This is a genomic window from Streptomyces sp. ADI95-16, from assembly GCF_003721495.1.
GTDB classification, from domain to species: domain Bacteria; phylum Actinomycetota; class Actinomycetes; order Streptomycetales; family Streptomycetaceae; genus Streptomyces; species Streptomyces goshikiensis.
This window is the reverse complement of the sequence record NZ_CP033581.1, coordinates 146,306-170,938: the sequence shown is the minus strand read 5'-3', so window position 1 is coordinate 170,938 and position 24,633 is coordinate 146,306. Positions and strand designations below refer to the sequence as shown.

The 24,633-nt window shown below is 73.0% G+C and carries 18 protein-coding genes and 3 pseudogenes; 10 read left to right on the top strand and 11 right to left on the bottom strand.

Annotated elements, in window-relative coordinates; translation table 11 throughout:
- Positions 1–25: 25 nt before the first annotated feature.
- The 3 genes and pseudogenes from EES41_RS00920 to EES41_RS44075 all read left to right on the top strand — a co-directional run.
- Positions 26–546 (top strand): annotated as a pseudogene (locus EES41_RS00920) (transposase); the annotation flags it as partial.
- 208 nt (positions 547–754) lie between these two features.
- On the top strand, positions 755–1,642 hold the full coding sequence (locus EES41_RS00915) for a MerR family transcriptional regulator (protein ID WP_123074765.1): 888 nt from the start codon (positions 755–757) through the stop codon (positions 1,640–1,642).
- Positions 1,643–1,711: 69 nt separating this feature from the next.
- Positions 1,712–2,368: pseudogene (locus EES41_RS44075) on the top strand (Tn3 family transposase); the annotation flags it as partial.
- Here EES41_RS44075 and EES41_RS44070 read toward each other — a convergent pair.
- Both EES41_RS44070 and EES41_RS00900 read right to left on the bottom strand, forming a co-directional pair.
- Positions 2,341–2,604 (bottom strand): transposase, encoded by a 264-nt coding sequence (locus tag EES41_RS44070; RefSeq protein ID WP_367995757.1) that lies wholly within the window; start codon positions 2,602–2,604, stop codon positions 2,341–2,343. The pseudogene EES41_RS44075 and the gene EES41_RS44070 sit on opposite strands and share 28 nt — an antisense overlap.
- 195 nt (positions 2,605–2,799) lie before the next feature.
- Positions 2,800–3,477: a TetR/AcrR family transcriptional regulator gene (locus EES41_RS00900; RefSeq protein WP_123074759.1), complete on the bottom strand. Its 678-nt coding sequence runs from the start codon at positions 3,475–3,477 to the stop codon at positions 2,800–2,802.
- Positions 3,478–3,547: 70 nt separating this feature from the next.
- On the opposite strand from EES41_RS00900, the gene EES41_RS00895 reads away from it, so the two are divergent.
- Positions 3,548–4,210 carry an O-methyltransferase gene (locus tag EES41_RS00895; protein WP_123074757.1) on the top strand — a complete coding sequence of 221 codons (663 nt, stop codon included), beginning with the start codon at positions 3,548–3,550 and terminating at the stop codon, positions 4,208–4,210.
- Here EES41_RS00895 and EES41_RS00890 read toward each other — a convergent pair.
- Both EES41_RS00890 and EES41_RS41205 read right to left on the bottom strand, forming a co-directional pair.
- A pseudogene (locus EES41_RS00890) lies at positions 4,207–4,865 on the bottom strand (transposase); the annotation flags it as partial. The gene EES41_RS00895 and the pseudogene EES41_RS00890 overlap by 4 nt on opposite strands.
- Positions 4,866–5,094: 229 nt before the next feature.
- A complete protein-coding gene (locus EES41_RS41205) occupies positions 5,095–5,397 on the bottom strand; it encodes a hypothetical protein (protein ID WP_164495678.1) in 303 nt (100 codons plus the stop codon).
- 206 nt (positions 5,398–5,603) lie between these two features.
- Here EES41_RS41205 and EES41_RS00880 point away from each other — a divergent pair, with 206 nt between their 5' ends.
- Together EES41_RS00880 and EES41_RS00875 are read left to right on the top strand one after the other, a co-directional pair.
- On the top strand, positions 5,604–5,792 hold the full coding sequence (locus tag EES41_RS00880) for a hypothetical protein (protein WP_164495677.1): 189 nt from the start codon (positions 5,604–5,606) through the stop codon (positions 5,790–5,792).
- Entirely contained in the window at positions 5,789–6,328 is a 540-nt protein-coding gene (locus EES41_RS00875; RefSeq protein ID WP_123074755.1) for a hypothetical protein, read from the top strand. Before EES41_RS00880 ends, EES41_RS00875 begins: the two co-directional genes overlap by 4 nt.
- On the opposite strand, the gene EES41_RS00870 is transcribed toward EES41_RS00875, so the two are convergent.
- Positions 6,320–6,628 carry a hypothetical protein gene (locus EES41_RS00870; RefSeq protein ID WP_123074753.1) on the bottom strand — a complete coding sequence of 103 codons (309 nt, stop codon included), beginning with the start codon at positions 6,626–6,628 and terminating at the stop codon, positions 6,320–6,322. The two genes, EES41_RS00875 and EES41_RS00870, sit on opposite strands and share 9 nt — an antisense overlap.
- A gap of 26 nt (positions 6,629–6,654) precedes the next feature.
- A complete protein-coding gene (locus tag EES41_RS00865) occupies positions 6,655–7,596 on the bottom strand; it encodes an alpha/beta hydrolase (RefSeq protein WP_123074751.1) in 942 nt (313 codons plus the stop codon).
- 110 nt (positions 7,597–7,706) lie between these two features.
- Between EES41_RS00865 and EES41_RS00860 the strand changes: the two genes are divergently transcribed.
- Positions 7,707–8,342, top strand: coding sequence for a TetR/AcrR family transcriptional regulator (locus EES41_RS00860; protein WP_123074749.1), 636 nt, complete (start codon positions 7,707–7,709; stop codon positions 8,340–8,342).
- 253 nt (positions 8,343–8,595) lie between these two features.
- On the opposite strand, the gene EES41_RS41200 is transcribed toward EES41_RS00860, so the two are convergent.
- From EES41_RS41200 to EES41_RS00840, 3 genes are all read right to left on the bottom strand, one after another.
- Positions 8,596–8,736: a hypothetical protein gene (locus tag EES41_RS41200; protein ID WP_164495676.1), complete on the bottom strand. Its 141-nt coding sequence runs from the start codon at positions 8,734–8,736 to the stop codon at positions 8,596–8,598.
- Between the two features lie 153 nt (positions 8,737–8,889).
- Positions 8,890–10,275 carry a cell wall metabolism sensor histidine kinase WalK gene (locus EES41_RS00845; RefSeq protein WP_123074747.1) on the bottom strand — a complete coding sequence of 462 codons (1,386 nt, stop codon included), beginning with the start codon at positions 10,273–10,275 and terminating at the stop codon, positions 8,890–8,892.
- On the bottom strand, positions 10,272–10,994 hold the full coding sequence (locus EES41_RS00840) for a response regulator transcription factor (RefSeq protein ID WP_123074745.1): 723 nt from the start codon (positions 10,992–10,994) through the stop codon (positions 10,272–10,274). The genes EES41_RS00845 and EES41_RS00840 overlap by 4 nt, the downstream gene beginning before the upstream one ends.
- 73 nt (positions 10,995–11,067) lie before the next feature.
- On the opposite strand from EES41_RS00840, the gene EES41_RS00835 reads away from it, so the two are divergent.
- Both EES41_RS00835 and EES41_RS00830 read left to right on the top strand, forming a co-directional pair.
- Positions 11,068–12,258 carry a glycosyltransferase gene (locus EES41_RS00835; RefSeq protein ID WP_123074743.1) on the top strand — a complete coding sequence of 397 codons (1,191 nt, stop codon included), beginning with the start codon at positions 11,068–11,070 and terminating at the stop codon, positions 12,256–12,258.
- Positions 12,255–13,250 (top strand): SDR family NAD(P)-dependent oxidoreductase, encoded by a 996-nt coding sequence (locus EES41_RS00830; RefSeq protein ID WP_123074741.1) that lies wholly within the window; start codon positions 12,255–12,257, stop codon positions 13,248–13,250. The genes EES41_RS00835 and EES41_RS00830 overlap by 4 nt, the downstream gene beginning before the upstream one ends.
- A 135-nt stretch (positions 13,251–13,385) precedes the next feature.
- Here EES41_RS00830 and EES41_RS00825 read toward each other — a convergent pair whose 3' ends face one another.
- Positions 13,386–14,285 (bottom strand): hypothetical protein, encoded by a 900-nt coding sequence (locus tag EES41_RS00825; protein ID WP_123074739.1) that lies wholly within the window; start codon positions 14,283–14,285, stop codon positions 13,386–13,388.
- Positions 14,282–15,295, bottom strand: a complete 1,014-nt coding sequence (locus EES41_RS00820; RefSeq protein ID WP_123074737.1) for an SPFH domain-containing protein — start codon at positions 15,293–15,295, stop codon at positions 14,282–14,284. The genes EES41_RS00825 and EES41_RS00820 overlap by 4 nt, the downstream gene beginning before the upstream one ends.
- A gap of 280 nt (positions 15,296–15,575) precedes the next feature.
- Between EES41_RS00820 and EES41_RS00815 the strand changes: the two genes are divergently transcribed.
- Entirely contained in the window at positions 15,576–24,209 is an 8,634-nt protein-coding gene (locus tag EES41_RS00815) for a type I polyketide synthase (protein ID WP_123074735.1), read from the top strand.
- The last annotated feature ends 424 nt before the right edge of the window (positions 24,210–24,633 follow it).

Below are 24,633 nucleotides of genomic sequence, written 5' to 3'. Positions count from 1 at the left end.
CGGGCTGATCACGTGGGAGGTGAACGTGGACTCCACGGTCGGGCGGGCCCATCAGCATGCCGCCGGTGGCCGCCGGGACGGGGCCGGGCAGAAGGAACCCCCGGGAGGGATCGGGACCGAGCCGGAGGATCACGGGCTGGGCCGGTCGCGAGGCGGGTTCTCCACGAAGATCCATCTGGCGTGTGAGCAGGGCCGGGAGCCGTTGTCGGTGCTTCTCACGGCAGGTCAGCGGGGTGACAGTCCGCAGTTCGCGCCGTCCTCGAGGCGATCCGGGTGCCCAGGGCCGGCGGTGGCCGTCCGAGGTGCAGGCCACTGCGGGTGCGTGGTGACAAGGCGTACTCTTCGCGCGCCAACCGTGCTTACCTGCGCAGACGCGGGATCCACTGCACCATCGCGGAGCCGGCCGACCAGGCCCGCAACCGCAAGCGCCGTGGCCGCTCCGGTGGCCGGCCGCCGGACTTCGACCGGGAGGACTACAAGGCCCGCCACGCGGTCGAGTGCGGGATCAGCCGCGCCGCGACACCGCCCGCCGCGAACACGACGTGACCGTCGAGACCAGCCTCGACCACATCGCGGGCGACCTCACCAAGTGGCCGGCCGCCCGCGCTTCTTGAGACATGGCCGTGAAATTGTCCCACCAGCGACCAAGGCGGGCATACGGGACTGATCGGCGACGGGGACGGGTTTGCACCTTCCGTAGCGTCATGTGGTCAGGTGGAGCTGTTCTCGTTCGCTTATGAAAGGTCCTTCGTCGATGCCCATGTCCTTCTTCGTGTCGCGTGAGGCCAGGATCGGTGACGTGGCGGCCCTCGTGGGCACGACACCGCGGGCGATCCGGCACTACCACGACATGGGCCTGATCGACGAGCCCAGACGGGGCGGCGACGGCCGCCGCCGCTACGGCTTCCAGGACGTGGTCCGGCTGCTGTGGATCCGGAAGATGGCCGATGCTGGAATCGCCCTGGACGACATCCGTGACGCCTTCACCACCACCGAGGCAGTGGTCGGAACCGGCAAGAGTGAAGGGGACGGCATAGAGGTCACCTTGGCCCGGCTGGAGGAGACCCTCGCCGCCCAGGAGGCGGAGCTTGCACGCCAGCGGGCCCGCGTCCAACGGATGCGTGCCGAGGGCAGCCGGATGGGCCTGCTCTCCGAGGCAGTCACCGGCCGTCTGAAGAACCTTCCCGAGGGCTCTCTGCGTCAGGCGGACCTGGACGCCCTACTCGTCACCGAGCGGATCTTCGGCCCTCTCGGCGCGGCCGTGCAGGCATCCCGGTTCATCGCGCTGGCCACCCATCCCGAGATTCGGGCCGAGTCCGACCGCCTGGACACCGCCGAGGAAGCACTCGACGACACCGTCGCCGTCGACGACCCGCGCGTTGCCGAGACCGCCGCCCAACGCCACGCCTTCGAGGAGATCCTGATGACGGTGATCGAAGAGTCAGGGGTCGCGGAGGAGGAAGCAGCCCTCCTCGACGCCCTGGACATCGCTCACCCCGAGGGCACCGAAGACGCACTGGAGCCGGGTGCCAAGGATGGCGGCATGAGCGCGTTCGAGGCGGTCACCAAGCTGCCCCACGACTTCTCCCCGGCCCGGGTTCGCTACGCGGAACTGGCCCAGGAACTCGCCGCCCGCGACTGAAAAACGCTCCTGAACTGCGCATGACAAGAGCCTTGCGGTGAGGGATGTCTGGGCAAGGGGTAGTGGTTCTCGCTGCCCGGTGACATGGTGGCGACGCTGAAGACGCGGGAGGGCTCACGGTTCTCGGAGTTGGAGCGGCTGCGTCGGCCGCCGACGGGGACTGCGTTCACCCGCGTGCTGGAGCGGGTGGATGAGATCGGCGTCTGCCGGTTAGGGCGGCTGAAGCTGTCGCAGGGCCGCCGAATCGGTTGGCGGCGCTGGCCGGTACTCGCTGGGGTTGAAGGCGCCGCTGCTGGAGCGGGCCGCGGAGACGAAGCGTACGGCGATGCTCACCGCAGCGATGTGGCTACTTGAAGGCGAAGCGATCGATGAGGCCCTGGACCTGTTCCAGATCCTGATGGCCACCCGGCTGCGGAATGTGGCGGAGCGGAAGACGGATAAGGAGCGGCTGTCCACGCTGCCGCAGTTGGAGAAGGCGTCGCGCACGCTCGCGCACGCTCGCGCGGGCGGCGAAGGCGCTGTTCGAGGAACTGGAGCTTCCTGACGCTGCTGGGCGAGTCGAAGGCCCTGGACGCGGCGAGCGCGGGCAAGCGGGTCCACGCCCTCCCGGCGCTGGCCCGGCGGAAGGTGGGCGTCAAGCCGTTGCTGCCGCGCGAGGTGGACGACAAGCTCATGCCTCCCGCGTGGCACAAGGCGGTCTATGCCAACCGTGATCTGCCGCACGGACCTGGGCGGCGCCAGGAGACGGCCGAAGGTACCTTCGGCGGCCCGGCAGGCGAAGCGTCCGTGCACGGTCCGAACCGGTCGGGCAGGTCCCGCCAGGGCACACCGGTGCGGAACTTGAACACGATGCCTTCCAGTACTTGACGGTGATCACGCCACCCCCCATGGGCCCGACCCGCCGGCGGCAACAACGGCGCGATCACCGCCCATCCGGCATCGGACAACTGGGCATCCCGCACGACCGGAGCAACGATCCGATGATCGGAAAGGCACTTCCTGGAGCCGCTCGCACTCGCGCACGCCGGCGCTCTCGGCCTGGTGGCCGACCACCTACTCGACGGACCCGCCGGCGCCCGCCGCCAGAGACGGGAACCCGACGACGCCCCCGACACCTCGGCCGAATCGGTCAGTCGGGTGACCGCTGCCTGCACCACTCACTGCCTGCCTTCAGAGTCATCTGCTCTCCCCATCTCCCCTGCGTCCGCTACGTCCGCGCGGTGCAGGAACGCCTCGACGAGGCGGTCGGTGAAAGCCTGGTCGACGGGTTCCGCCGTCATCAGGACGCGGTGGTAGACCGGTCCGACGAGTTGGTCGATCTCCGCCACCATGTCTAGTCCGGCGGCGAGCTGGCCGCGTTCCACCGCGCGTTCCAGCGGGAGCCGGTCGCGTCGGCGCTGTTCGTCGAGGTACCCAGACCGCAAGGCGGCGGCGAACGCGGGGTCGTGCTGGGCGTACCCAATGAGGGCTTTGAAGACGGCGCCCGCGTCGGACCGGGTGAGGAACAGGGCCAGTTGACGCAGGTGGGCGCGCAGGTCCGAGGCCAGGTCGCCGTGGTCCGGCGGGGTCAGGGCTTCCGCCGCGTCCTGGAGGAAGGCGTCCAGGAGGATGTCGGTCTTGGTCTTCCACCAGCGGTAGACGGTCTGCTTGGCGACGCCCGCCCGGGCGGCGATGCCCTCGATGGTGACGCCGGTGAAGCCCTTCTCGACCAGGAGGTCGTCGGCCGCCTCCAGCACTGCTTGCCGGGCCTGTTCGCTGCGGCCGTGCCTGTTCCCGTGGTGGCGTGCTGCCGGTTCCAACCCGGCCGCCGCGGCGGCCGTACTTCCTCGTTCCATGTCTGCCTCCTGGGGCCAGGGTAGGCCAGAACCTCTAGACACTACGCAACGGTGCGTCTAGCCTAGATCCATGACACCCACCAGCACCCTCGAAGACCCCCGCGTCGTCTCCGCCCTCGCCCGGATGTTCCGACATGCCGAGCAGGACGAGGCGACCAGCAGGCGGGTTCGGGCGGCGTGGCCCCAGGGTTCCGCGCCCCTCGACCCGCAGGAGCAGGCCGACGCCAAAGCGGAGGTGTACATGCCGATTTCCGCCCAGGGCGGCCGCCTCCTCTACAACCTGGTCCGGGCCACCCGCCCCGCCACCGTCGTCGAGTTCGGCACATCCTTCGGCATCTCCACGCTCCATCTCGCCGCCGCGGTGCGCGACAACGGGACAGGGCGGGTGATCAGTACGGAACTGAGCGCCGCCAAGGTCGCGGCCGCCCGCCGTACGTTCGCCGAAACGGGGCTGGACGACCTGGTCACCGTCCTCGAAGGCGATGCCCGCGATACCCTCGCCGCCGTCGCCGGCTCCGCGGACTTCGTCCTCCTCGACGGCTGGAAGGACCTGTGCCTGCCCGTCCTGCGCCTCCTCGAACCCCGCCTCGCGCCCGGCACCCTCGTCGTCGCCGACGACGTCGACCTGGAGGACCTCGCGCCCTACCTCGACTACGTCCGTGACGCCCGGAACGGCTACCAGAGCGTCACTTTCCCGGTGGAGGACGGCATGGAGATCAGCTGCCGCCTCTAGTGACCTGAGTCAGAGATTCGATGGCAGTAGGCGGCGACCTTTTCGAGGAATTCGTCGGCTGTCTTCGTCCAGACGAAGGGCTTGGGCTGGTCGTTCCAGTCGGTCAGCCATGATCGGATGTCACGTTCGAAGGCCTGGACGGAGCGGTGGACTCCGCGCTTGAGCTTCTTCCGGGTGAGCTCGGCGAACCACCGCTCCACCAGGTTCAGCCACGACGCGCTCGTCGGCGTGAAGTGCGGGTGGAACCGTGGGTGGGCCAGCAGCCACTTCTTGATGTCGGGCGTCTTGCGGGTGGCGTAGTTGTCCAGGATCAGATGGACCTCAAGGCCGGAGGGGACCTCCTTGTCGACCTTGGTCAGGAATTTCCTGAACTCGGCGGAGGAAGAAGGTCATCCCCTCGTTGTGGTCCTCAGAACTACTGCTTCGCACCTTCGTTTGGCTGCTCGGAGTCGATGCGCGCGACGATGCTGCGGAACTCGGGCATACCGGGATGGACGGTGCTGGGATCTCTCAACGTCTGCGCTGCTTCGTCCGGTGTCGTCTCTTCCAGTGTTTTGACGATCACCCGCTCGACATCGGCATCGGTAATCTTCCGAGGGACGCCGGGCCGCGGCTCGTCGCCCAGCCCGTCCAGGCCGTGCTCGCTGAACCGCCGCTCCGGGGCGGCGGTTCAGCGTGCCTACTGGGAGAACGCGTAGGTTCGGACGGGTCGAGGTGGGCGCCCTGGGTGGCACCGTGTCCGATCAAGGCGAACGAGTGCGCGAAGAAGAAGGCCAGGTCCGGGGTGAAGTCCCGGATGGACCAGCGGACCCGGACCCAGCTGCCGCTACTGCCCGCCCTGCTTCGCGCCGTCGAGCGGCAGCGTAAAAACGCCGAGGCTCGCATCACCGCGGCCCGCGCGACGCCAGCCGGTGGACGGTTCCTCGTTGCCGGGGATGCCAGGGAACGTCCACGGCGCGTAAGAACCGGACCCACGCCAACAGCTCATAGGCGTAGGACCGCAGCGACGTCGGACTCGCGTCGTTGGCGAGCATGTGGTGCAGGAATTCACTGACCTCCGCCACCTCGGTGCCATCGGCGTCTACGAGCCGGAACGGCCGCAGAGGGTCATCGGTCTTCTCGACGCGGCCGACCCTCGCCACCTTCAGCGTCGCCACGTTCCGGACCGTCACGCTGTGCTCTGGCATCCATTCCTCCACGGGCCGACCTACTGGACGACACGCGATGAAACCAGATCCACCACCACACGCGCAGTCACCGCCACCCGCCAGCAGGAGCCACAACCCCCTTGTCATCACTATGAGTTGACCTCGAACGGAGCTCAAGCTAGTTCGGTCAACGGGACGCGCGCTGCCCGATGCTCTGGCTCTAGCCTGCCCAGCGCGAGCGGCTCGTGGAGATCCGCGACAACATCATCTCCCGCATCGCCGAGGCCGAGCGCGAAGGCTGGTTCGGCGAGGTCGAAGTACTCAAAGTCAGCCTCTCCGGAGCCGAGGATAAGCTCGCCCAAGTTGACCGGCATCCCGGCCAAAGAACCGCCGTCGGTCTCGGCATGCCCGTGACCAGGAGCGAGAATCATTGAATACCGACACAAACCACGAAGAAGCATGCCGCGATCTCAGCACTTGGACCATCGAGCATCTCCAGGCATTCGCCACGGACGCTCGCGGCCAGGAACTTGAGGCAGTGCGAGTCGCCGCGCAGGCACACGCCTACCGCTCCGACCAGCCTCTCGAAACCCGTCGGCAGTGGGCCAAGCTGTCGTTGTTGGCCAACGAGCGTATGCATGGTGACGGTCCTGCGGATCAGGTGCGCGAGGCCAATCAGAACTTCATGCTCCGGATGTGGATTATCGACCAGCTCGGTCCCGACAGCAAGGACCCTGACTGGAGCCCCGAGACGTTGGCGTCTGACACCCTCGGAGCACTGGCTCTCGCACCTTCTGAAGCCGGTGCTCTCGCCAGCCAGTGGCGCGATCTGGCCATCGAGCAGATCCGCGAGCTGCGGTGGCACAAGATCCTGACGGCGCATCTCGACAGGCTCGTCAATCACCTGCGGCCCGGCCCAACACGGGATCAACTTTTCGTCTGGACGGAAACGCGCCGACTCCTACCCTGATCGAATCCGGTCGGTGAAGGAGGGCGCTGGGGCCTCAAGTCGAAGTTCAGAGAAGCGGTGATCTTCCACCAGACCGAGCACATCAAACGGTTCGGCGAGTACTCCACCCACGAACTCGGCATCCAGCCCGAGGCGTACGACCCGAAACTCGACGTCGACTTCACCCAGCTCCGCGATCAGGACCCGGCCGCGTCCGGACCAGATCAAGACGGCCGGGACATGGAGTGCGGCCCGGTAGACGAAGATGGTTCTGTCGTGGCCAAGCGGCTCCGATCGCCAGGTCCCGCCGTGCAGATGCACGGGGGCCTGGCAACGGCTGGGCGGGGTCAGTCGTTGAACGCCGCAGCCACGGTATCTCCGAGCTGGTTCAGGACATCTCGTGAGAGCTGCACCGACCCGGTGAACGAGAAGAAGGCGTGGATGGCGCCCATCACCGGGAGGTGTTTGACCGGCACGCCGGCGTCGGCGAGCCTTTGCGCGTACCGATCACCCTGGTCTCGCAGCGGATCGTGTTCGGCGGTGACGATGACGGCGGGAGGCAGACCGGTCAGGTCGTCGGCGCGTGCCGGCGAGACGCGCGGGTCGCCGCCTTCGTCGGGCGTGGTGAGGTAAAGGCCCCAGAACCATTCGAGCCAGGAGCGGGTCAGCAGCGGTCCGGCCATGTTCTCGTACATCGAGGGGCTGTCGTCGAACCGGTCGACCGCCGGATAGGCCAGGACCTGCAACGCGATCCGAGGCCCCCCGCGCCGCTGGGTTTCCTGCACGAGGGCGGCGGCGAGGTTGCCGCCGGCGCTCTCGCCGAACACCGCGATGTTCTGCCCGTCGCCGCCGAAGCTGTCGGCGTTGGCCGCGACCCAGGTGAGGGCGGCGCAGGCGTCTTCTATCGCCGCCGGGAAGCGGTGCTCCGGGGCGAGCCGGTAGTCGACGGAGACCACGATCGTGCCGGAGCGGTTGGCCATGATGCGGGCGATGTGGTCCTGGCTGTCCAGGTCCCCGAGGACCCACCCGCCACCGTGGAAGAAGACCGTCACGGGCAACCGCCCGGAGCGCGACACGCCGGCAGGGGTGTAGACGCGGACGGGGACCTCGACGCCTTCGGCGGCGGCCACGGTGTCGTGAACGCTGCTGACCGGCTCGGGGTCACCCGCGAGGGTGGCGAGGCTGCTCGCGAGGGCGCGGTTCTCCCAGACCGTCTGGCTCTCCGGTGCGGGGGCGCCTCCTTCGGCCAACTGCTTGAGCAGGGCGTCGATCTGGGGGTCAAGGGACATGGTGGTCGCCGTCCTGAAGGCTGCCGGAACACGGCAGATTGGAATCCTGCTCCAATTCCTATGTCCTCCAGAGTTGGAATGGCAATTCCAACTCTTGGTAGGGTGGACGCATGAACTCGCCCGTGGACGTCGAAGAGCCGGAGCGGCGCCGACTCACCAAGCCCGGCCGAAAGACCCGTGACCGCATCGTCGAGGCCGCCGCTGAGCTGATGTTCCACCACGGCGTCGGGGGTACGAGCATCCCGGACATCCAGGCAGCCGCCGGCGTCAGCGCCTCGCAGATCTACCACTACTTCGGCGACAAGCGGGGCCTGGTCCTGGCCGTGGTCAACTTCCAGACCGACACCAAGCTCGACCAGCAGCGCCCCCTGCTGGACAACCTGGACAGCATCGACGCGCTGCGGGCCTGGTGTGACACGGCGGCTGACCGGCAGGACGCCATGGGGTGCGTGGGCGGCTGCGAGATCGGCTCGCTCGCCAGCGAACTTGCCGAGACCGACCCCTCGGCCCGCACCGACCTCTCCGCCTCCTTCGACCGGTGGGAACTCCCCATCAGGTCGGGGCTCGTCCGCATGCAGACCCGCGGCGAGCTGAGCGAGCGCGCCGATGTCGCTGCACTGGCCACCGCCCTGCTGGCCGCCATCCAGGGCGGCATGCTGCTGTCGCAGGTCCGCCGGTCGACCACCGCGTACCGGCATGCCGTATCGGCGGTGATCGACCACATCGAGAGCTACGTCGTTCCGTAACCGCTCAGTCCCGACCGCCGAGTGTTGTCCAGCTCGGCGACGGCCTCGGAGAAGCAACCTTGCCCGACAGCTCCCGGCTGACGTAAGCCAGTCATGTCTCCTTGGGAGGAAGGGAGGGGGCGGGCGTGCGAGAAAGGGCGGGGGCGGTCAGAAGCTGTACGGGCCGAAGAGGCCCCAGGCCACCAAGGCGGCCAGGATCAGCAGCACGGTGTTGAAGCCGATCGCGGCGCCGGTGCGGGGCCCGGGTGGGGGCTCAGGCGTTGAAGGCGACCTCGGCACGCTCGTGGCCCTCGTGCAGCTCCCAGTACAGGGGAACGATCTGAAGATCACCGCCATTTGCGGCTGGCGACAGCGTTCCTTCCGGCACCCCGACGCCGCCCTGGCCGTCCTCCATGTCGTACTCAAAGCCTGGCGAGGCATCGCCACCCGCTACGACAAGACGCCCGAGAGTCACCTCGCCGGCCTCCACCTCCGCGCCGCAATGATCTGGATCGATGACCTAGCCAAGACCACCGAGCCCCAGGGCGGGGAGCCGGCCGGCGCGTGCTCAGAACGTCAGCCGGAACAGTGCGCCCCCGCCCGGGGCGGCCTCCGCCGTCAGCTCTGCGGAGTGCGCCCGCGCGATCTGCCGGGCCATGGCCAGGCCGAGCCCGGATCCCGGCAGGGCGCGGGCCGCCCCGGCCCGGTAGAACCGGTCGAAGACGTGCGGCAGGTCCTCCGGCGCGATCCCCGGCCCGTGGTCACGGACCGACAGCTCCGGTCCCCGGCCCGGGTCGCCCGCCACCAGCTCGACCTCGACGGGCAGCCCGTCCCTGCTGAACTTGGCCGCGTTGTCGAGCAGGTTCCCCAGCAGGCGGCTGAGGCGCGCGGGCACCCCGGGCACCACGACGGGCTCGGCCGGCGCCCGTACGTGGAAGGGCACGGCCGGCCAGTGCGCCCGCGCGGTCTGCACGCAGTGCTCCACCAGCGCGCCCAGCCGGACCTGTTCCACCAGCGGCTGCGGCTCCTCGTCGCGTGCCAGCTCGATCAGATCGTTGACGAGCCCCGTCACCTCCCGCAGCTGCCGCCCCAGCGCGGCCGAGGCGCGCTCGCGCTGGCCGGGTGTGAGCCGGTCGGCCCGGGCCAGCAGTTCGGCGTTGGTCCGCAGCGCGGTCAGGGGGGTGCGCAGTTCATGGGAGGCGTCCGCGACCAGTTGGCGTTGTGCGGCCACCGACTGCTCCAGCTCGCCCAGCATGGTGTTGAAGCTCGTGGCCAGCCGGGTGATCTCGTCCTCCCGCCCCGGTGGCGGCAGTTCGATGCGGTGCCGTGCGTCACGAGTGGCGGCGATCCGCTCGGCCGTCGCGGTGAGGCGGGTGACCGGAGCCAGGCCGGTCCGTGAGACCCAGTGGCCGAGAAGGGCGGCCAGCAGCACGCCGACCACCGCCGTCAGCACCAGCCACCGGGCGGCCTCCTCGATGCCGTCTTCGACGGTGTCGGCCCGCAGGGCCACCTGCAGCGCGCGCCCCTTGGCGTAGTCGGTGGTGAGCATCCGGGCGGGATGTCCGGCCACCGTGATGTTCGTGTAGTAGGGGGCCCGCCTCCCCTCGGCGACCTCCCGCGCGGCCGGGGCCACGGGCAGTCGCCCCGGCTCCGTGGGCTTCTCGGCGGGGTCGGCTGACACGACCTCCGCACACGCGGGTGCGGCCAGGAACCGGCATTCCCCTGCCAGGACACCCGGCTCGGCCCCCGGGTCGCGCTGGGCGGCGAGCCGCGCGGACTGCGTGAGGCTGAGGTCGAGCTGCTCGTAGAGCGCGGCCCTGACCACCAGGAACGCCGCCGCGCACACCCCGAGCGCCACCAGGGCCACGGCCGCCGTGACCGACAGCGCCAGCCGGACCCGCAGGGGGCGGCGCCGACGCCAGACCCGGCCGAGCCGTCGACGGCCGCCGCTCATGCCACGTCCAGCCGGTAGCCGACCCCGTACACGGTGTGCACCAGCCGGGGCTCGCCCGCGGCCTCCAGCTTCCGGCGCAGGTAGCCGATGTAGACGGCGAGGGAGTTGGAGTCCGGCCCGAAGTCCTGTCCCCACACCAGTTCGAGGATCAGCTCGCGGGGGAGTACCTGGCCGGGGTGGCGCACGAGGAGTTGGAGCAGGGCCGCCTCGGTACGGCTGAACTCCAGCGGGCGGCTCCCGCGGCGCCCGGTCCGGGTCGCCGGGTCGAGCACGAGGTCGGCGAAGCCGAGCGTGCGGGCGCCGCCGGGTGCGGGCGCCGCCCGCCGCAGCAGCGCGCGGACCCGCGCGACCAGCTCGTCCAAGGCGAACGGCTTGACGAGGTAGTCGTCGGCGCCCGCCTCCAGGCCGTCGACGCGCTCGCTGACGGAGTCGAGCGCGGTCAGGACGAGGATGGGCGTACGGTCGCCCATCGCGCGCAGCTGCCGGCAGACGCCGAGGCCGTCGAGGACGGGCATCATGACGTCGAGGACGACCGCGTCCGGCTCCCAGGCCGCCACCTGGGAGAGGCCCGCGAGTCCGTCCGCCGCGCCCCGCACCTCGTACCCCTCGACCGCGAGTCCGTCCTCGACGGCTGCCCGTACCTCCGGCTCGTCGTCGACGACGAGGATGCGCTGCCCGCCCGCACTGCCTGTACTGCCTGTGGTGTCCTGGGAACTCATGGGGCAAAGACTGCCAAAGGCATCTGAGGAAACCTCTTAGAACGTTCTTAGGGCGCACCGGGAGTGTGCGCACATGACCACCACCACACCACACACACCTACGACACTGTCCGTCGTGATCGGTGCGGGCGGCACCGGCGGGCACATCTACCCTGGCCTCGCCCTCGCGGAGGCGCTGCGTGCCGCCGTGCCCGGAGCCGTGGTCTCGTTCATCGGGACCGAGCGGGGCCTGGAGACCGAGCTGATCCCCGGCGCCGGCTACCGCCTGCACACCGTCGACATGATCCCCTTCGATCCCGCACTGGGCGCGAAGCGGTACCTGCTGCCCGCGGCGTTGCTGCGCTCGGCGCACCAAGCGCGCTCGGTGATCCGGGCGCAGGGTGCCCACGCCGTCGTGGGCATGGGCGGATACCCGAGCGCCCCCGCCGTGCTCGGCGCCCGGCTCGCGGGCCTGCCGGCCGTGATCCACGAGTCCAATGCCGTGCCCGGCCGTGCCAACCAGTTCGCGGCCCGGCTCACCCCGCACGTCGCCGTCGCCTTCGACCGCAGCCGCGCCCACCTCTCCGGCGGTGAGCGGGCGCTGACCACCGGGATGCCGATCTCCGCCGCCCTGTCCGGCCTCGCGGAGCTGTCCGGACCGGACCGGGTGGCGCTGCGCGCCGAGGCCCGCTGCGCGCTCGGGGTTCCCCCGGGGCGCCGACTGGTCGTGTTCAACGGCGGCAGTCTGGGCGCCGTCCGCCTCACCCGGGCGGCCGCCGCGCTGGCCGGCCTGTGGCAGCACCGGGACGACGTACAGCTCCTGGTCAAGACCGGACCGGCCGCACTGCCGGACACGGTGACCCAGCTCGCCACGTCCGGCGGCCAGCGCATCGCGCGGGCCGTGCCGTACCTGGACCGCATGGACCTCGTCTACGCGGCCGCCGACCTGGTGGTGTGCCGCGCGGGCTCCGCGACCATCGCCGAACTGGCGGCGACCGGTGTGCCTGCGGTCCTGGTGCCCTACCCGTACGCCCCCGGCGACCACCAGACGCACAACGCGCGGGTCCTGTCCGACGCGGGCGCCGGAGTACTGCTGCCCGACGCGGAGACCACCGCCGAGCGCCTCGCCCACCTCATCGGGCCGCTGCTGGCCGACCCGGCCCGGCTGTCGGCGATGGCCGGCGCCGCCGACCCCGGCCCGCACGCGCGAGCCGCCGAACTGCTGGCCGCCGAAGTACTCCGCGTCGCCGGCTTCGTCCCCACCCCTCACCTGGAGCGCATATGAACAGCTGGACCGACCGCACCGTCCTCGTCACCGGCGCGGAGGGCTTCATCGGCTCGACACTGGTGGACCTGCTGGTGTCACGGGGCGCGCGGGTGCGTGCCTTCGTCCACTACAAGCCGTACGCCGAGAAGGGCCATCTGGCGCGCTACCTCGCCGACCCGGAGAGCCCGGTGGAGATGTGGACGGGCGACGTCCGTGACGCGGGCCGGGTCAGCGACGCGGTGGCCGGCTGCGACACCGTCTTCCACCTGGCGGCCCTCATCGGGATTCCGTACAGCTACGCCTCGCCCGGCGCGTACGTGCAGACGAACGTCACGGGCACGCAGAACGTGGCGGAGGCCTGCCGGCGGCACGGCGTACGGCGCCTGGTGCACACCTCGACCAGCGAGGTCTACGGGACGGCGCTGACCGCCCCGATCTCCGAGAGCCACCCGCTGCAGCCGCAGTCCCCGTACTCCGCGTCGAAGATCGGCGCGGACATGATGGCACTCTCCTTCCACCACGCCTTCGAACTCCCGGTGACGGTAGTGCGCCCCTTCAACACCTACGGGCCGCGCCAGTCGGCGCGCGCGGTCATCCCGACCATCCTGGCCCAACTGCACGCCGGCTCGCGGGAGATCCGCCTCGGCTCGCTCACGCCGACCCGGGACTTCACGTACGTCACCGACACGGCGGAGGGCTTCCTCGCGGTGGCGGAGTGCGACCGGGCGCTGGGGGAGGTGGTCAACCTCGGCACCGGTGAGGAGATCTCCGTCGGCGCCCTGGCCGAGGCCCTGATCGCGGCCTCCGGCCGTGACGCGAAGGTAGTCGTGGACCCGACCCGGCTGCGCCCCTCGGGCAGCGAGGTCCAGCGCCTGCTGTCGGACAACTCACGGGCCCGGGACTGGGCCGGCTGGCGCCCCCGGGTCGGCCTGGAGGAGGGCCTGCGCCACACCTCGGCCTGGATCGCGGCGAACCCGTCCCTCTTCGCGCCGGACCGGTACGCGGTCTAGCGAGGTGACGCCCCGCCCGGGTGACAGACCCCCGCGGCCGGCACCGGCTGGTCCCGTGCGAGCACCGCAGCAGGGTCTGGCCGGTACCGCGGCGGGTACGCCGGACCTCGGGGTCGGGCCGGTCCGGCAGCTCGCTCAGGTCACCAGGCGCAGCGACGTTCCGGCGATGCCCAGCCGTACGCTCTGACCCCAGGTCAGCTCCAGGGCGTCGCCCTCCATCCCGTCGCCGAACACCACGATCCGGTCCGACTCCACGGTCAGCCGAAGCCCCTGACCCTGCCCCAGCTCTCCGGCGACCCTTGTCGTTCCGGTCGCCGGAGAGGGCCAGGCTTCCCGCACGAACCACAGGAGCCGCCGCTCGCAGGGTGAGGGCAGCCCCGCGGAGCTGCCGCGCTCCAGCCACAGGGAACGCAGCCAGCCGGTGGCGCCCGTGCCGGTGCCCACCAGTACCCCGGAGGATGCCTGGGCCTCCTCCGGGCCCTTGTCGCCGTCGCGGCCCAGGCGGTAGCGGGCCGTCTGGTGACCGGGCGAGCCCAGGTAGATCTCGTTCAGCGCGAGAAGGCGCTGGGTGTCGTCGGCGACGGCCTCGACCATGGTCAGCTCCTCTGCCCGGCCCCCGGCGGCGATCGCGGCACGCAGCAATGCGGCCGTGTCGGCGCAGCGGTGACGGACCAGGACCCCCGGGTTTCGCCCCGGGTCGGTGTCGATGCCCACGACCGGCTGTCCGCGCAGGTACTTCGCGGTGTTGGCGACCAGGCCGTCCTGGCCGACCACGACCACCACGTCCTCCGGGGCGAAGGGGAAGCGGTCCAGGTCCGCCCGCTCCACCCCGGAGCTGCGCCAGGTGAGCGGTACCGCCGCCGCCACCTCTCGCAGCGCCCGCCGCGTGCGTTCGTGGCGGCGGACCACCTCGTCGATCGACCGGCCCCGGCGGGACAGGAGGAACGCGGCCTGCCCGTGCGTGCCGTGCCGGGCGAGCAGTTCCTCGTACTCGGTCCTGCGGTGCACGAGCACCGCCCGCGGGGCCAGGCTCACGCGTCCGCGCCGCCTTCCGGACGTCCGAGCCTGGCGAGGAGCCCGGTGAGGACGTCAGGAGACAGTGTGATGCTGTCGATCCGCGGCAGGTTCTCCGCCAGCCGGGTCGCCGCCAGGGCGTGCAGCGTGCCCGGGCCGGCTTCGTCGTGCACACGCAGCCAGGCAGCCTGGACCTCGGCGCGCGCCGCGCCCGTCTCGCGCGCCGCCTCGGCGTCCGCGCGGGCGAGGCGGACCTTGCGGGCCGCTTCGGTCTCGGTCCGGATGCCGTCCGCCGCCGCCTTCTCCTCGGCCTCGCGGCGGGCGTTGGTGCCGCGCTGGTCGATCAACTGCTCCTCGCGCCTGGCCAGTTCGATCTGACTGGCCAGCTCGTTCTCGGCGATGGCACGCTCACGTTCGACGGCGACGGCACGCCGTTCATAGGTGGCCCGGTCCGCCTCCTGCTGGATCTGCTCGCGGGCCGGTGTGCGCAGGGCGCGCTCCACCTCGGCCTCGGGGCGGATCGCCACGACCCGTACGGCCACCACGTCTATGCCGGTGGCCGGGAGCCTGGGCTCGGCGGCGAGACCGGCGGTGACGCTGCCCCGCACGGATGCGACGCCGTCCACCAGGGCGACGGCCAGCGGGGTCCGGGCCAGTACGTCCAGCGTGTGCTGCTGCGCGGTCTCGGTGAGGAGCGTGGCGATCTGCTCCAAGGGGGCTCCGCGCCAGCTCCCGGTGTCCGGGTCGACGGAGAAGTCGAGTCGGGCCGCGGCTTCGGCCGGGTCGCTGATCCGGTAGGTGACGGAGGCCTGCACGGAGACGTCCTGGAAGTCGGACGTACGCGCGTGGAACGCCATGGCCAGCTCCCGGTCGTCGACCGGCACTTCGGACAGTGCCGCTGAGAGCGACCGGTACCAGAAACTGAGCCCTGGCCCGTCGTGGACGAGCTGGCCGCGCTTGTGGTGGCGGATGTGCGCGGTGGGCGCGGATCGCAGATGGCGCCAGCCGAAGCGCCGGGTGATGTCGGCCATGGCGAACCCCCTTCATTTCGTCAGTGCGACGATAACGAGAAGTGTTCATATCGTCAAGAGGACGAAAAGACGGCTGTCGGGGCTCTGTCCCGGCAACGGAGGATCCCCCTCGTCGGAGCCCGCCCGGCACACCGGTGATGGCTGGCCCCGTAGACGGCTGGGGCCCCTCGCCGTCCGCCTCGCCTGCCGAGGAGCCGGGGTGCAGACGGAACCCTCCGGGCCGTGAGGCCATCCTCAACCACGAGTCCACACAGGAGGTTTCGAACAGGTGAGTGTTCAGGTGGGTACAGACGCGGACATCGTCAGGCCGCTCCCGGTGCTCCTGCGGGAGCATGCCCGGAGCATCGGGGAGCAGGTCGCCTTCGAGGACCGCCGTACCCGGCTGACCTACCGGGACCTGGAACGCAGGACCCGGCGCCTGGCGGGTCATCTCGCGGGGCTGAGCCCGGCGCGCGGGGAGCGGGTGGCGATCCTGCTCGGCAACCGCGTCGAGGCCGTCGAGAGCCTGCTGGCCGCCACCCGGGCGAGCGCCGTGGGCGTGCCGCTGGATCCCGGCGGCTCCGGGCCGGAGCTGGCCCACCTGCTGGACGACAGCGGAGCCCGCGTGATCGTCACCGATCCCGCCCGGCTGTCCCGGCTGCGCCCGCTCCTGGCGGCGCGCCCCGGGCTGACCGTGCTGGTGGTCGAGGAGGCCGAGGAGGTGGAGGAACCGCAGGGCTCCGACTCGGCCGGGGAACCGGCCGCCCCGGCTCCGGGGCACCCGCAGCCCGGGAGCGCGGACCCCGTCCTGCTGCGCTACGAGGACCTGGTGGGCACGGAACCGCGCACGCCCGCGCCGGACGACCTCGGGCTGGACGAGGTGGCCTGGCTGCTCTACACCTCCGGCTCCTCCGGCACCCCCAAGGGCGTGCTGCTCACACAGCGCAACCGCCTCGCGCCGGTGGCCGCCGGACTCGTCGGAGTCCTCGGGATGTCCCGGCAGGACCGGCTGCTGTGGCCGCTGCCGCTACACCACGCCATGAGCCACGTGGTCTGCGTGGTGGGGGTGGCCGCCACCGGGGCGAGCGCCATGATCCCGCCCCGCTTCACGGTGGCGGAGGTGCTCGCCGAACTGCGCCGTACGGAAGCCCCGTACACCCTCCTCGGCGGGGTGCCGACCACGTACTCCGCCCTGCTCGACGAGGTACGCGCCGAAGCGGCACGCCACCCGGGCCAAGGCGAGGGCGACGGCCAGGGCGACGGCGGACCGGGCGCGGGACCGGGCCCGGGCCTGGGCGCGCCCGCCCTGCGCGGGTGCGTCAGCGGCGGCGCCTCGGCCGGGCCCGCGTTCCGCCGGTCGTTCGAGGAGGTCTGCGGGGTCCCCTACCTGGAGCACTACGGCAGCACCGAGGCGGGCCCGGTCACCATGGCGGCGCCTGGCGACACCACGGCGGCCGAGGCGTGCGGCCGGGTCCTGCCCGGCACCCGGGTCCGGGTCGGCGGCGGAGCGGACGGGCAGGACGTGGGCGACGGCGAGTTGTGGGTGAGCGGGCCCGGCGTGACGCCGGGATACCACGGCAGTGCGCGGGCCACCGCCGAGGTGCTGCGCGACGGCTGGTTCCGCACCGGCGACCTGGCCCGGGTCGACGCCCGCGGGGAACTCGTGATCACAGGCCGGGCCGGTGATCTGATCATCCGCGGCGGGGCGAACATCCACCCCTCGGAAGTGGAGGCGGTGCTGCGGCGACTGCCCGGGGTGGCGGACGCCGCCGTGGCCGGCCGCCCACACCCCGCCTTCGGCGAAGTACCGGTCGGCCATCTGGTCCCCGAGCGCGGCCGGGTACTCGACCGCGCCGCCATCCTGGCCGCCTGCCGCCGGGAACTCTCCCTCTTCAAGGTGCCCGCCGCCCTGTACGAGGTGGAGCGCATCCCCCGTACCGCTTCCGGAAAGGTACGGCGGCACGCGCTCGCCGACCTGCCCGGACGGCTGTTGGACGGCACGGCGCCGGCGGGGCAAGCGGGGGCGGACGTACTGGCCCTGGTGCGGCGCGCCGTGGCGGACGTACTGGGCTGCGCGCCCGGGGAGGTGGAGTCCGGGACCGCGCTGCGGGACCTGGGCATGGACTCGTTGACGGCTACGGTGCTGCGCGAGCGGCTGTCCGCGGCGACCGGCCTCCCGCTCTCCGAGGCCGTCGCCTTCGATTTCCCGACGGTCGCCGCGCTCGCCGCCCACCTCGGCACGCTGGGCGCCGCCGGGCCGGCCGGCACCGGACCCGCGTCACCGGATTCGGACCCGGATCCGGACCCGGCCAAGGCCCGCTCCGGCGGCGATGGCGACGGCGACGGCGACCCGGTGGTCATCGTGGGAATGGCCTGCCGTTACCCGGGCGGGGTGAGCACCCCGGAGGAGCTGTGGCGGCTGGTGGCCGACGGCACGGACGCCATCGGCCCGTTCCCCGCCGACCGGGGGTGGGACACCGAAGGGCTCTACGACCCCGACCCCGGCCGCCCCGGCCGGACGTACGTACGCGAGGGCGGCTTCCTCCGGGGCGCGGACCGCTTCGACCCGGGCTTCTTCGGCATCTCACCCCGCGAGGCGCTGGCGATGGACCCGCAGCACCGGCTGCTGCTGGAAGTGGCCTGGGAGGCCGTCGAACGGGCCGGAGTTGACCCCCGGACCCTGCGCGGCTCGGCGACCGGGGTGTACGCCGGGCTGATGTACAGCGACTACGCCGCCCGCTTCGCGGTGACACCCGCGCAGGTGGAGGGCTACCTCGGCATCGGCAACGCCGGCAGCGTCGCCTCCGGCCGCATCGCGTACACCTTCGGCCTGGAGGGGCCGGCGATCACCGTGGACACGGCCTGCTCCTCGTCCCTGGTGGCCCTGCACCTCGCGGCCCAGGCGCTGCGCCGCGGCGAATGCGCCCTCGCGCTGGCCGGCGGGGTCACGGTGATGTCCTCGCCCGCGTCGTTCGTGGAGTTCAGCCGGCAGCGGGCGCTGTCGCCGGACGGCCGCTGCAAGGCGTTCGGGGCGGGCGCCGACGGCACGGGCTGGGCCGAGGGCGCCGGGATGCTGCTGCTGAGCCGGCTGTCGCACGCGCGCCGTACGGGACTTGAGGTCCTGGCCGTGGTCCGCGGCTCGGCGGTGAACCAGGACGGCGCGAGCAACGGGCTGACCGCCCCGCACGGCCCGGCGCAGCAGCGGGTGATCCGCCAGGCCCTGACCGACGCCGGGCTGGCGCCCGCTGACGTCGACGCGGTCGAGGCGCACGGCACCGGCACCCGGCTGGGGGACGTCATCGAGGCGGAGGCGTTCCTGGCCGTCTACGGGCGGGAGCCGCGGCAACGCCCGCTCTGGCTGGGCTCGGTCAAGTCGAACATCGGCCACACGCAGGCCGCCTCCGGGGTGGCCGGCGTGATCAAGACGGTGCAGGCGATGGCGCACGGCGTGCTCCCGCGCACGCTGCACGCGGACGAGCCGAATCCGGCTGTGGACTGGCCGTCTGGGCGGGTGGCGCTGCTGACCCGGCCGGTGCCGTGGCCCGAGGCGGACCGCCCGCGCCGGGCCGGGGTCTCCTCGTTCGGCATCAGCGGCACCAACGCGCACGTGGTCCTGGAAGAACCCCCGTCCCGGGACCGCCCCCAGGCCCTGCGCCCCACACCCCCCGCCCCGGCTCCGGGCGCGGTCCCGGCGGCCCCGGCCTCGGGCGCGGTCCCGGTGCCGGTCCCGGCCTCGGCCCTGGCCCCGGTCCCGGTGCCGGTCCCGGCCTCGGCCCCGGTGCCGTTCGTCCTGTCGGCCCGGAGCCGGGCCGGGCTCCGGGACCAGGCCCGGCGGCTGTACGAGCACGTGTCCGCCGCCCCGGACGCGGAGCCGGTCGACATCGGCTACTCCCTCGCCACCACCCGCTCGGCCTTCGAACACCGGGCCGTGGCGGTGCCCCAGGACCGCGCGGAACTGCTCGCTTCGCTGCGGGCGCTGGCCGTCGGCGGAGGACGCCGACCGGGCGTACACACCGGTGCGGCCCGCCGACCCGGCCCCCTGGCCTTCCTCTTCACCGGGCAGGGGAGTCAGCGCCTCGGGATGGGGGCGCAGTTGTACGGACAGCGGTCGCTGCATCCCGCCTTCGCCCGATCCTTCGACGAGTCCTGCGCGCTGTTCGACCCACTGCTGCCGAGGCCCCTGCGGGACGTGGTGTTCGCCTGCGAAGACACCGAGGCCGGCGCCCTCCTGCGGACTACCCGGTTCGCGCAACCGGCGCTCTTCGCCCTGGAGACGGCCCTGTTCCGGCTGCTGGAGTCCTGGGACGTGCGCCCCGGCCTGGTGGCCGGGCACTCGATCGGCGAGGTGGCCGCGGCCCATGCCGCCGGGGTGCTGTCCCTCGCGGACGCATGCACCCTGGTGGCGGCCCGGGGACGGCTGATGGACGCGCTGCCGGGCGGCGCGATGGCCGCCGTGGCGGCCGGTGAGGACGAGGTCGCCGCCCATCTGGCGCAGGCGCGAGGGGCAGTGGAGATCGCCGCCGTCAACGGGCCCGCCGCGGTGGTCGTCTCCGGTGACGAGGCCGCGGTGCGCGAGACCGTCGCGTACTTCCGCGACCGGGGCCGGGCCACGGCGCCGTTGCGCGTGAGCCACGCCTTCCACTCGGTTCACATGGAGCCCATGCTGGCCGAGTTCGCCGAGGTGGTGAGGGGCCTGTCCTTCACCGAGCCCGCACTTGCGCTGGTCACCGCCGTGGCGGGGCGTGCGGCCACCGATGAGGAGCTGCGCACCCCGGAGTTCTGGGTGGACCACGTGCGCCGACCGGTCCGGTTCGCCGACTCGCTGGCCCACCTCCGCGCGCGCGGGGCGGCCCACTTCGTGGAAGTGGGCCCGGACGGCGTACTCACCGGCCTGGCGCGCACCTGCCTCACCGCACCGGAGCCGCGGCCGGCGACGGCCCCGGCACCCCGGACGACCCCGCCCCCGGCGCCGCCCGCAACCGCCGGCGCACCCGAGGTCGGCACGCCCACCGTCGGCACGCCCACCGCCGGCATGCCCGAGGCCGGCGCGCCCGCGCCGCTGATCCTCCCGACGCTGCGCGGCGCGCGGGCGGAGGCGGGCGCGTTGCTCGACACCGTGGCCGCGCTGCACGCGCACGGCGTTCCGGTCGACTGGCGAGCCGTCTTCACCGGGCGCGGCGCGCGCCGCACCGCGCTGCCCACGTACGCGTTCCAGCGCCGCCGGTACTGGCTGGACGCCGACCCGCCGCAGCAGCCCGCACCCGCACCCGCGCCGGCGTCCGTGCCCGCGCCGGCCGGTCCGTCCCACTCGTTCCTGCGGTCCCGGACGGTCACGGCCGACGACGAGGGCCTGTTGCTCGGCGGGCTCCTCTCGACGCGCGACCATCCCTGGCTGGCCGACCACACCGTGGCGGGGGACGTCCTGCTGCCCGGGACCGCGTTCGTGGAGATGGCCCTGTACGCGGGCGAGCAGGCGGGGACGCCGGTCGTCGACGAACTCACCCTGACCGCACCCCTGCCGCTGCCCCCGGACGGGAGCGTCGAGCTCCAGATGAAGGTGGCGGGAGCGGACGGTGCGGGCCGGCGGGCCCTCACCGTCCACGCCCGCCTCCACGACGCCGCGGCGGCTCCGGGCCCCTGGCGCCGGCACGCCACCGCGACCCTCGTACCGGAAGGAGACCAACCGGCCCGGGACCCGTCCGTCACCCCGGCGGCGGACCACCCCTGGCCCCCGCCGGGCGCGGTACCGCTCGACCTCGACGGGCCCCCGGAGGCGCGGCCGCCGGGCGGCGCGTACGCACGCCTGGCCCGCGCCGGACTCCACTACGGGCCCGCCTTCCGGGGGCTGCGCGCCGCCTGGCGCCTCGGCGACGAGGTGTACGCGGAGGTGACCCTCCCCGAGGCCGCCGAGGCCCCCGCGCCGGGGGAGGGGGCGGCGGGCTTCGCCCTGCACCCGGCGCTGTTCGACGCGGCGCTGCACGCGGTGGCGCTCGCCGGACTCCCGCCGGCGAAGGACCAGCCGCCGGGAGAGGGCGAGGCTCCGCCCGAGGACGCACCGGACGGGGGAGCCGCGGCCCTGCCGTTCTCCTTCGCCGGGGTACGTCTGCACGCCTCCGGTGCGCGGCGGCTGCGGGTACGCGTGACGCCGCCCGCCGCGGCCGCCGAGGCCGGGCGCGGCGGGACGGCGGACGCGCAGCCCGGCCAAGTGGTCTCCGGGGCCGAGGGCGGGATCGGCCTGGAACTGGCCGACGAGGCGGGCGCGCCCGTGGCGACGATCCGCCGGCTGTTCCTGCGCCCCTTGCCGCGTACCGGCTCCGGCGCGGTGCGAACCCCCGCCGCCTCGCTCTTCCGGGTGGACTGGACACGTTCGCCGCAGCCGCTCGCGGCCGGTCCGGTGCCCACGTGGGGCGTGCTGGCCGGAGCCGACGCCGGCGCCGGGCCGCGCGACGTCCTGGCTCCCGCGAGCCACGGCGTCCCGGTGTACGCCGACCTCGCGGCGGCAGCCGCCGCCGCACCGGAGGTCGTCGTCGCCCCCTGCCCGGGGCCCCCGGCGGCCGACGGCGACGCGGAGCCGGCCGGGCAGGTGCACCGGACGGCGCGGTGGGCCCTCGCCCTGGTGCAGGCGTGGCTCGCGGAGCCCCGGCTGGCCGGCTCACGCCTCGTCGTCGTCACCACCGACGCCGTCGACACCGGGACCGCCGACACCGGCGCCGGTATCAGCACCGCCCAGGCAGCCGTGTGGGGACTGATCCGCTCGGCGCAGCGCGAGAACCCGGGCCGCTTCGCCCTGGTCGACCTGGACGCCGGCCCCGATTCCGCGACCGCGCTGCCCGCGCTCCTGTCGGGCGCGCGACCCGAGACGGCGGTACGGCGGGGAGTGGTCCACGTACCGGAAATCGTCCGCGTACCGGGGCCCGCCGCGGACGCGCCGCTTCCCGTACGCCGGCTCGACCCGGAGGGCACCGTCCTGGTCACCGGTGCGACCGGCTCGCTGGGCATGATGGCGGCGCGCCACCTCGTCACCGCGTACGGCGTCCGCCATCTGCTGCTCGCCGCCCGGCGCGGCTCCGACGCGCCCGGGATGACCGAACTGCGCGCCGAACTGGCGGACTTGGACGCCCGGGTCACGGTGCGGGCGTGCGACGTCGCCGACCGGCGGGCACTCGCCGCCCTGCTCGGCGAGGTACCGGCGGCGCACCCGCTGACCGGCGTGGTGCACACCGCAGGGGTTCTCGACGACGGCATCGTCGCCGCGTTCGACGGCGCACGGCTCGACCGTGTGCTGCGGCCCAAGGCGGACGCCGCCCTCGCCCTGCACGAGCTGACCGCGGACCGCGAACTCGCGCTGTTCGTCCTCTTCTCCTCGGTGGCCGGGGTGTTCGGCTCCGCCGGTCAGGCAGGCTACGCGGCGGCCAACTGCGTCCTGGACGCCCTGGCCCGAGAGCGCCGACGGCTCGCCCTGCCGGGCACATCGATCGCCTGGGGACCCTGGCGGCAGAGCGGCGGCATGATGGCGCACCTCACGGAGCTGGACCTGCGGCGGATGGCCCGCGCCGGATTCGCCCCGCTCACACCGAAGGAGGGCCTCGCGCTGTTCGACGCGGCCGTCCGTGGCGCCGAGCCGGCCCCGGTGGCGGCCCGCCTCGATCCGTCCCTCGCGCCGGGCGGGCCCTCCCGTACTGCCGTCACCCCAGAGGCCGGGCGGGCGGGACACACCGGTCAGACCGGACCGGCCGCCGCGAGCGGGCGACCCGGTGCGCCGGCCGCGGACTCGCTCGTCCGGCGGCTTGCCGACGCGACCCCGGGCGAGCGCGGCGGCCTGCTGCTCGCCGAGGTGGGGGCGCTGGCCGCCGAGGTGCTCGGTCACACCGAGGACGACGAGGCGATCGACCCGGACGACCTGCTGGCGGACTGGGGACTCGACTCCCTGGCCGCGGTCGAGCTGCGCAACCGCCTCGCGACCGCGACGGACACCGTGCTCCCGCCCACCCTGCTGTTCGACTTCCCGACCCCGCGCGCGGTCGCCACCCACCTGGCGCAGCAGTACGTACCCCACCCGACGCAGCCGCTCCCGGCCCCGGCCGCCGCCACAACGGGCGGGCCGGCGGCCGCCGAAGAGCTGCCCGATTCACTGGCCGGCCTCTTCCGTACTGCCTGTGAGCGAGGACGGACCATGGAGGCGATGGGGTTGCTCACCATCACCGCGCGCCTGCGCCCGGTCTTCGACCGCGCCGAAGCGCCGGGCGCGGTACCGGCGGCCGTCCCGCTCGCCTCCGGCGGAACGGGACCGCACCTGCTCTGTTTCCCGGCGCTCAGCGCGCTCTCCGGACCGCAGGAGTACGCCCGCCTCGCCCGGGGACTGGCCGGCCTCCGGCCGGTCACGGCCCTGCCGCATCCCGGGTTCCAGCGCTCGGAACGGCTTCCGGCCACTCTGGACGCCTTCGTCACCGCCCAGGCAGCCGCCGTCCTCGCAGCCGCGGACGGTGAGCCGTTCGCCCTCCTCGGGCGCTCGGCGGGCGGGTGGGCGGCCCAGGCCGTGGCACAGCGGCTGGCGGCCGAGGACGCCGCCCCGGTCGCCGTCGTCCTCCTGGACACCTATCCCGCCGCCCGCGCCGACCGCGACGAAGCCCTCGCCCCGATGACGGATGACATGCTGCGCCAAGCGGCCCGGTTCGCCTCCCACGACCCCGACCGGCTGACCGCCATGGCCGGTTACTTCACCCTGTACTCCGGCTGGCGGCCCGAACGGCCGGCGGCCCCGACCCTCTTCGTCCGGGCCGGGGAACCGCTGCCCGGCACCGCACCGGCCCCCGCCTGGCCCCTTCCCCACACCGAGATCACCGTCCCCGGCGACCACTTCACCCTTCTGGAGGGACACGCCCGCTCCACCGCCCGCACCGTCCACGACTGGCTGGCCGAACTGCCCCACCGTTGACCCCGCCCTGACCACCCACGCCCCCGGACCGCTCGGAACCCTCGCCCGAGCGGCTCCCGGACTCCTCGCGGCCACCACCGTCGACGCCTCGCCGTCAACGACAGGGGACCGGCCATCTGTATTGCCTCGGAAGATCGTGTCCGGCAGCCATGCTGCTGCCGGACAAGGGCGTTGGGGCCGGGCGGCCGGAGAGGAGTCGTACGACCGTGCGCGCCCACCGGCACGGTCTCGAACGTGTTCGGGCGTCGGATCTGCCGAGTCCCGGGAACTTCACCGCTCGGGGGAGAGGAAACGATCGTCCCCGGCACGGGGCGCCCTACCGTGGAGTGGATGAAGCGCCTGTCAGCCGGCTTATCGGCGGCCGCAGCCCTGCTCCTGACCGCTCCGCCGCCGGCGGCAGCCGCTGCGGCCGCGCCGTGTGTCA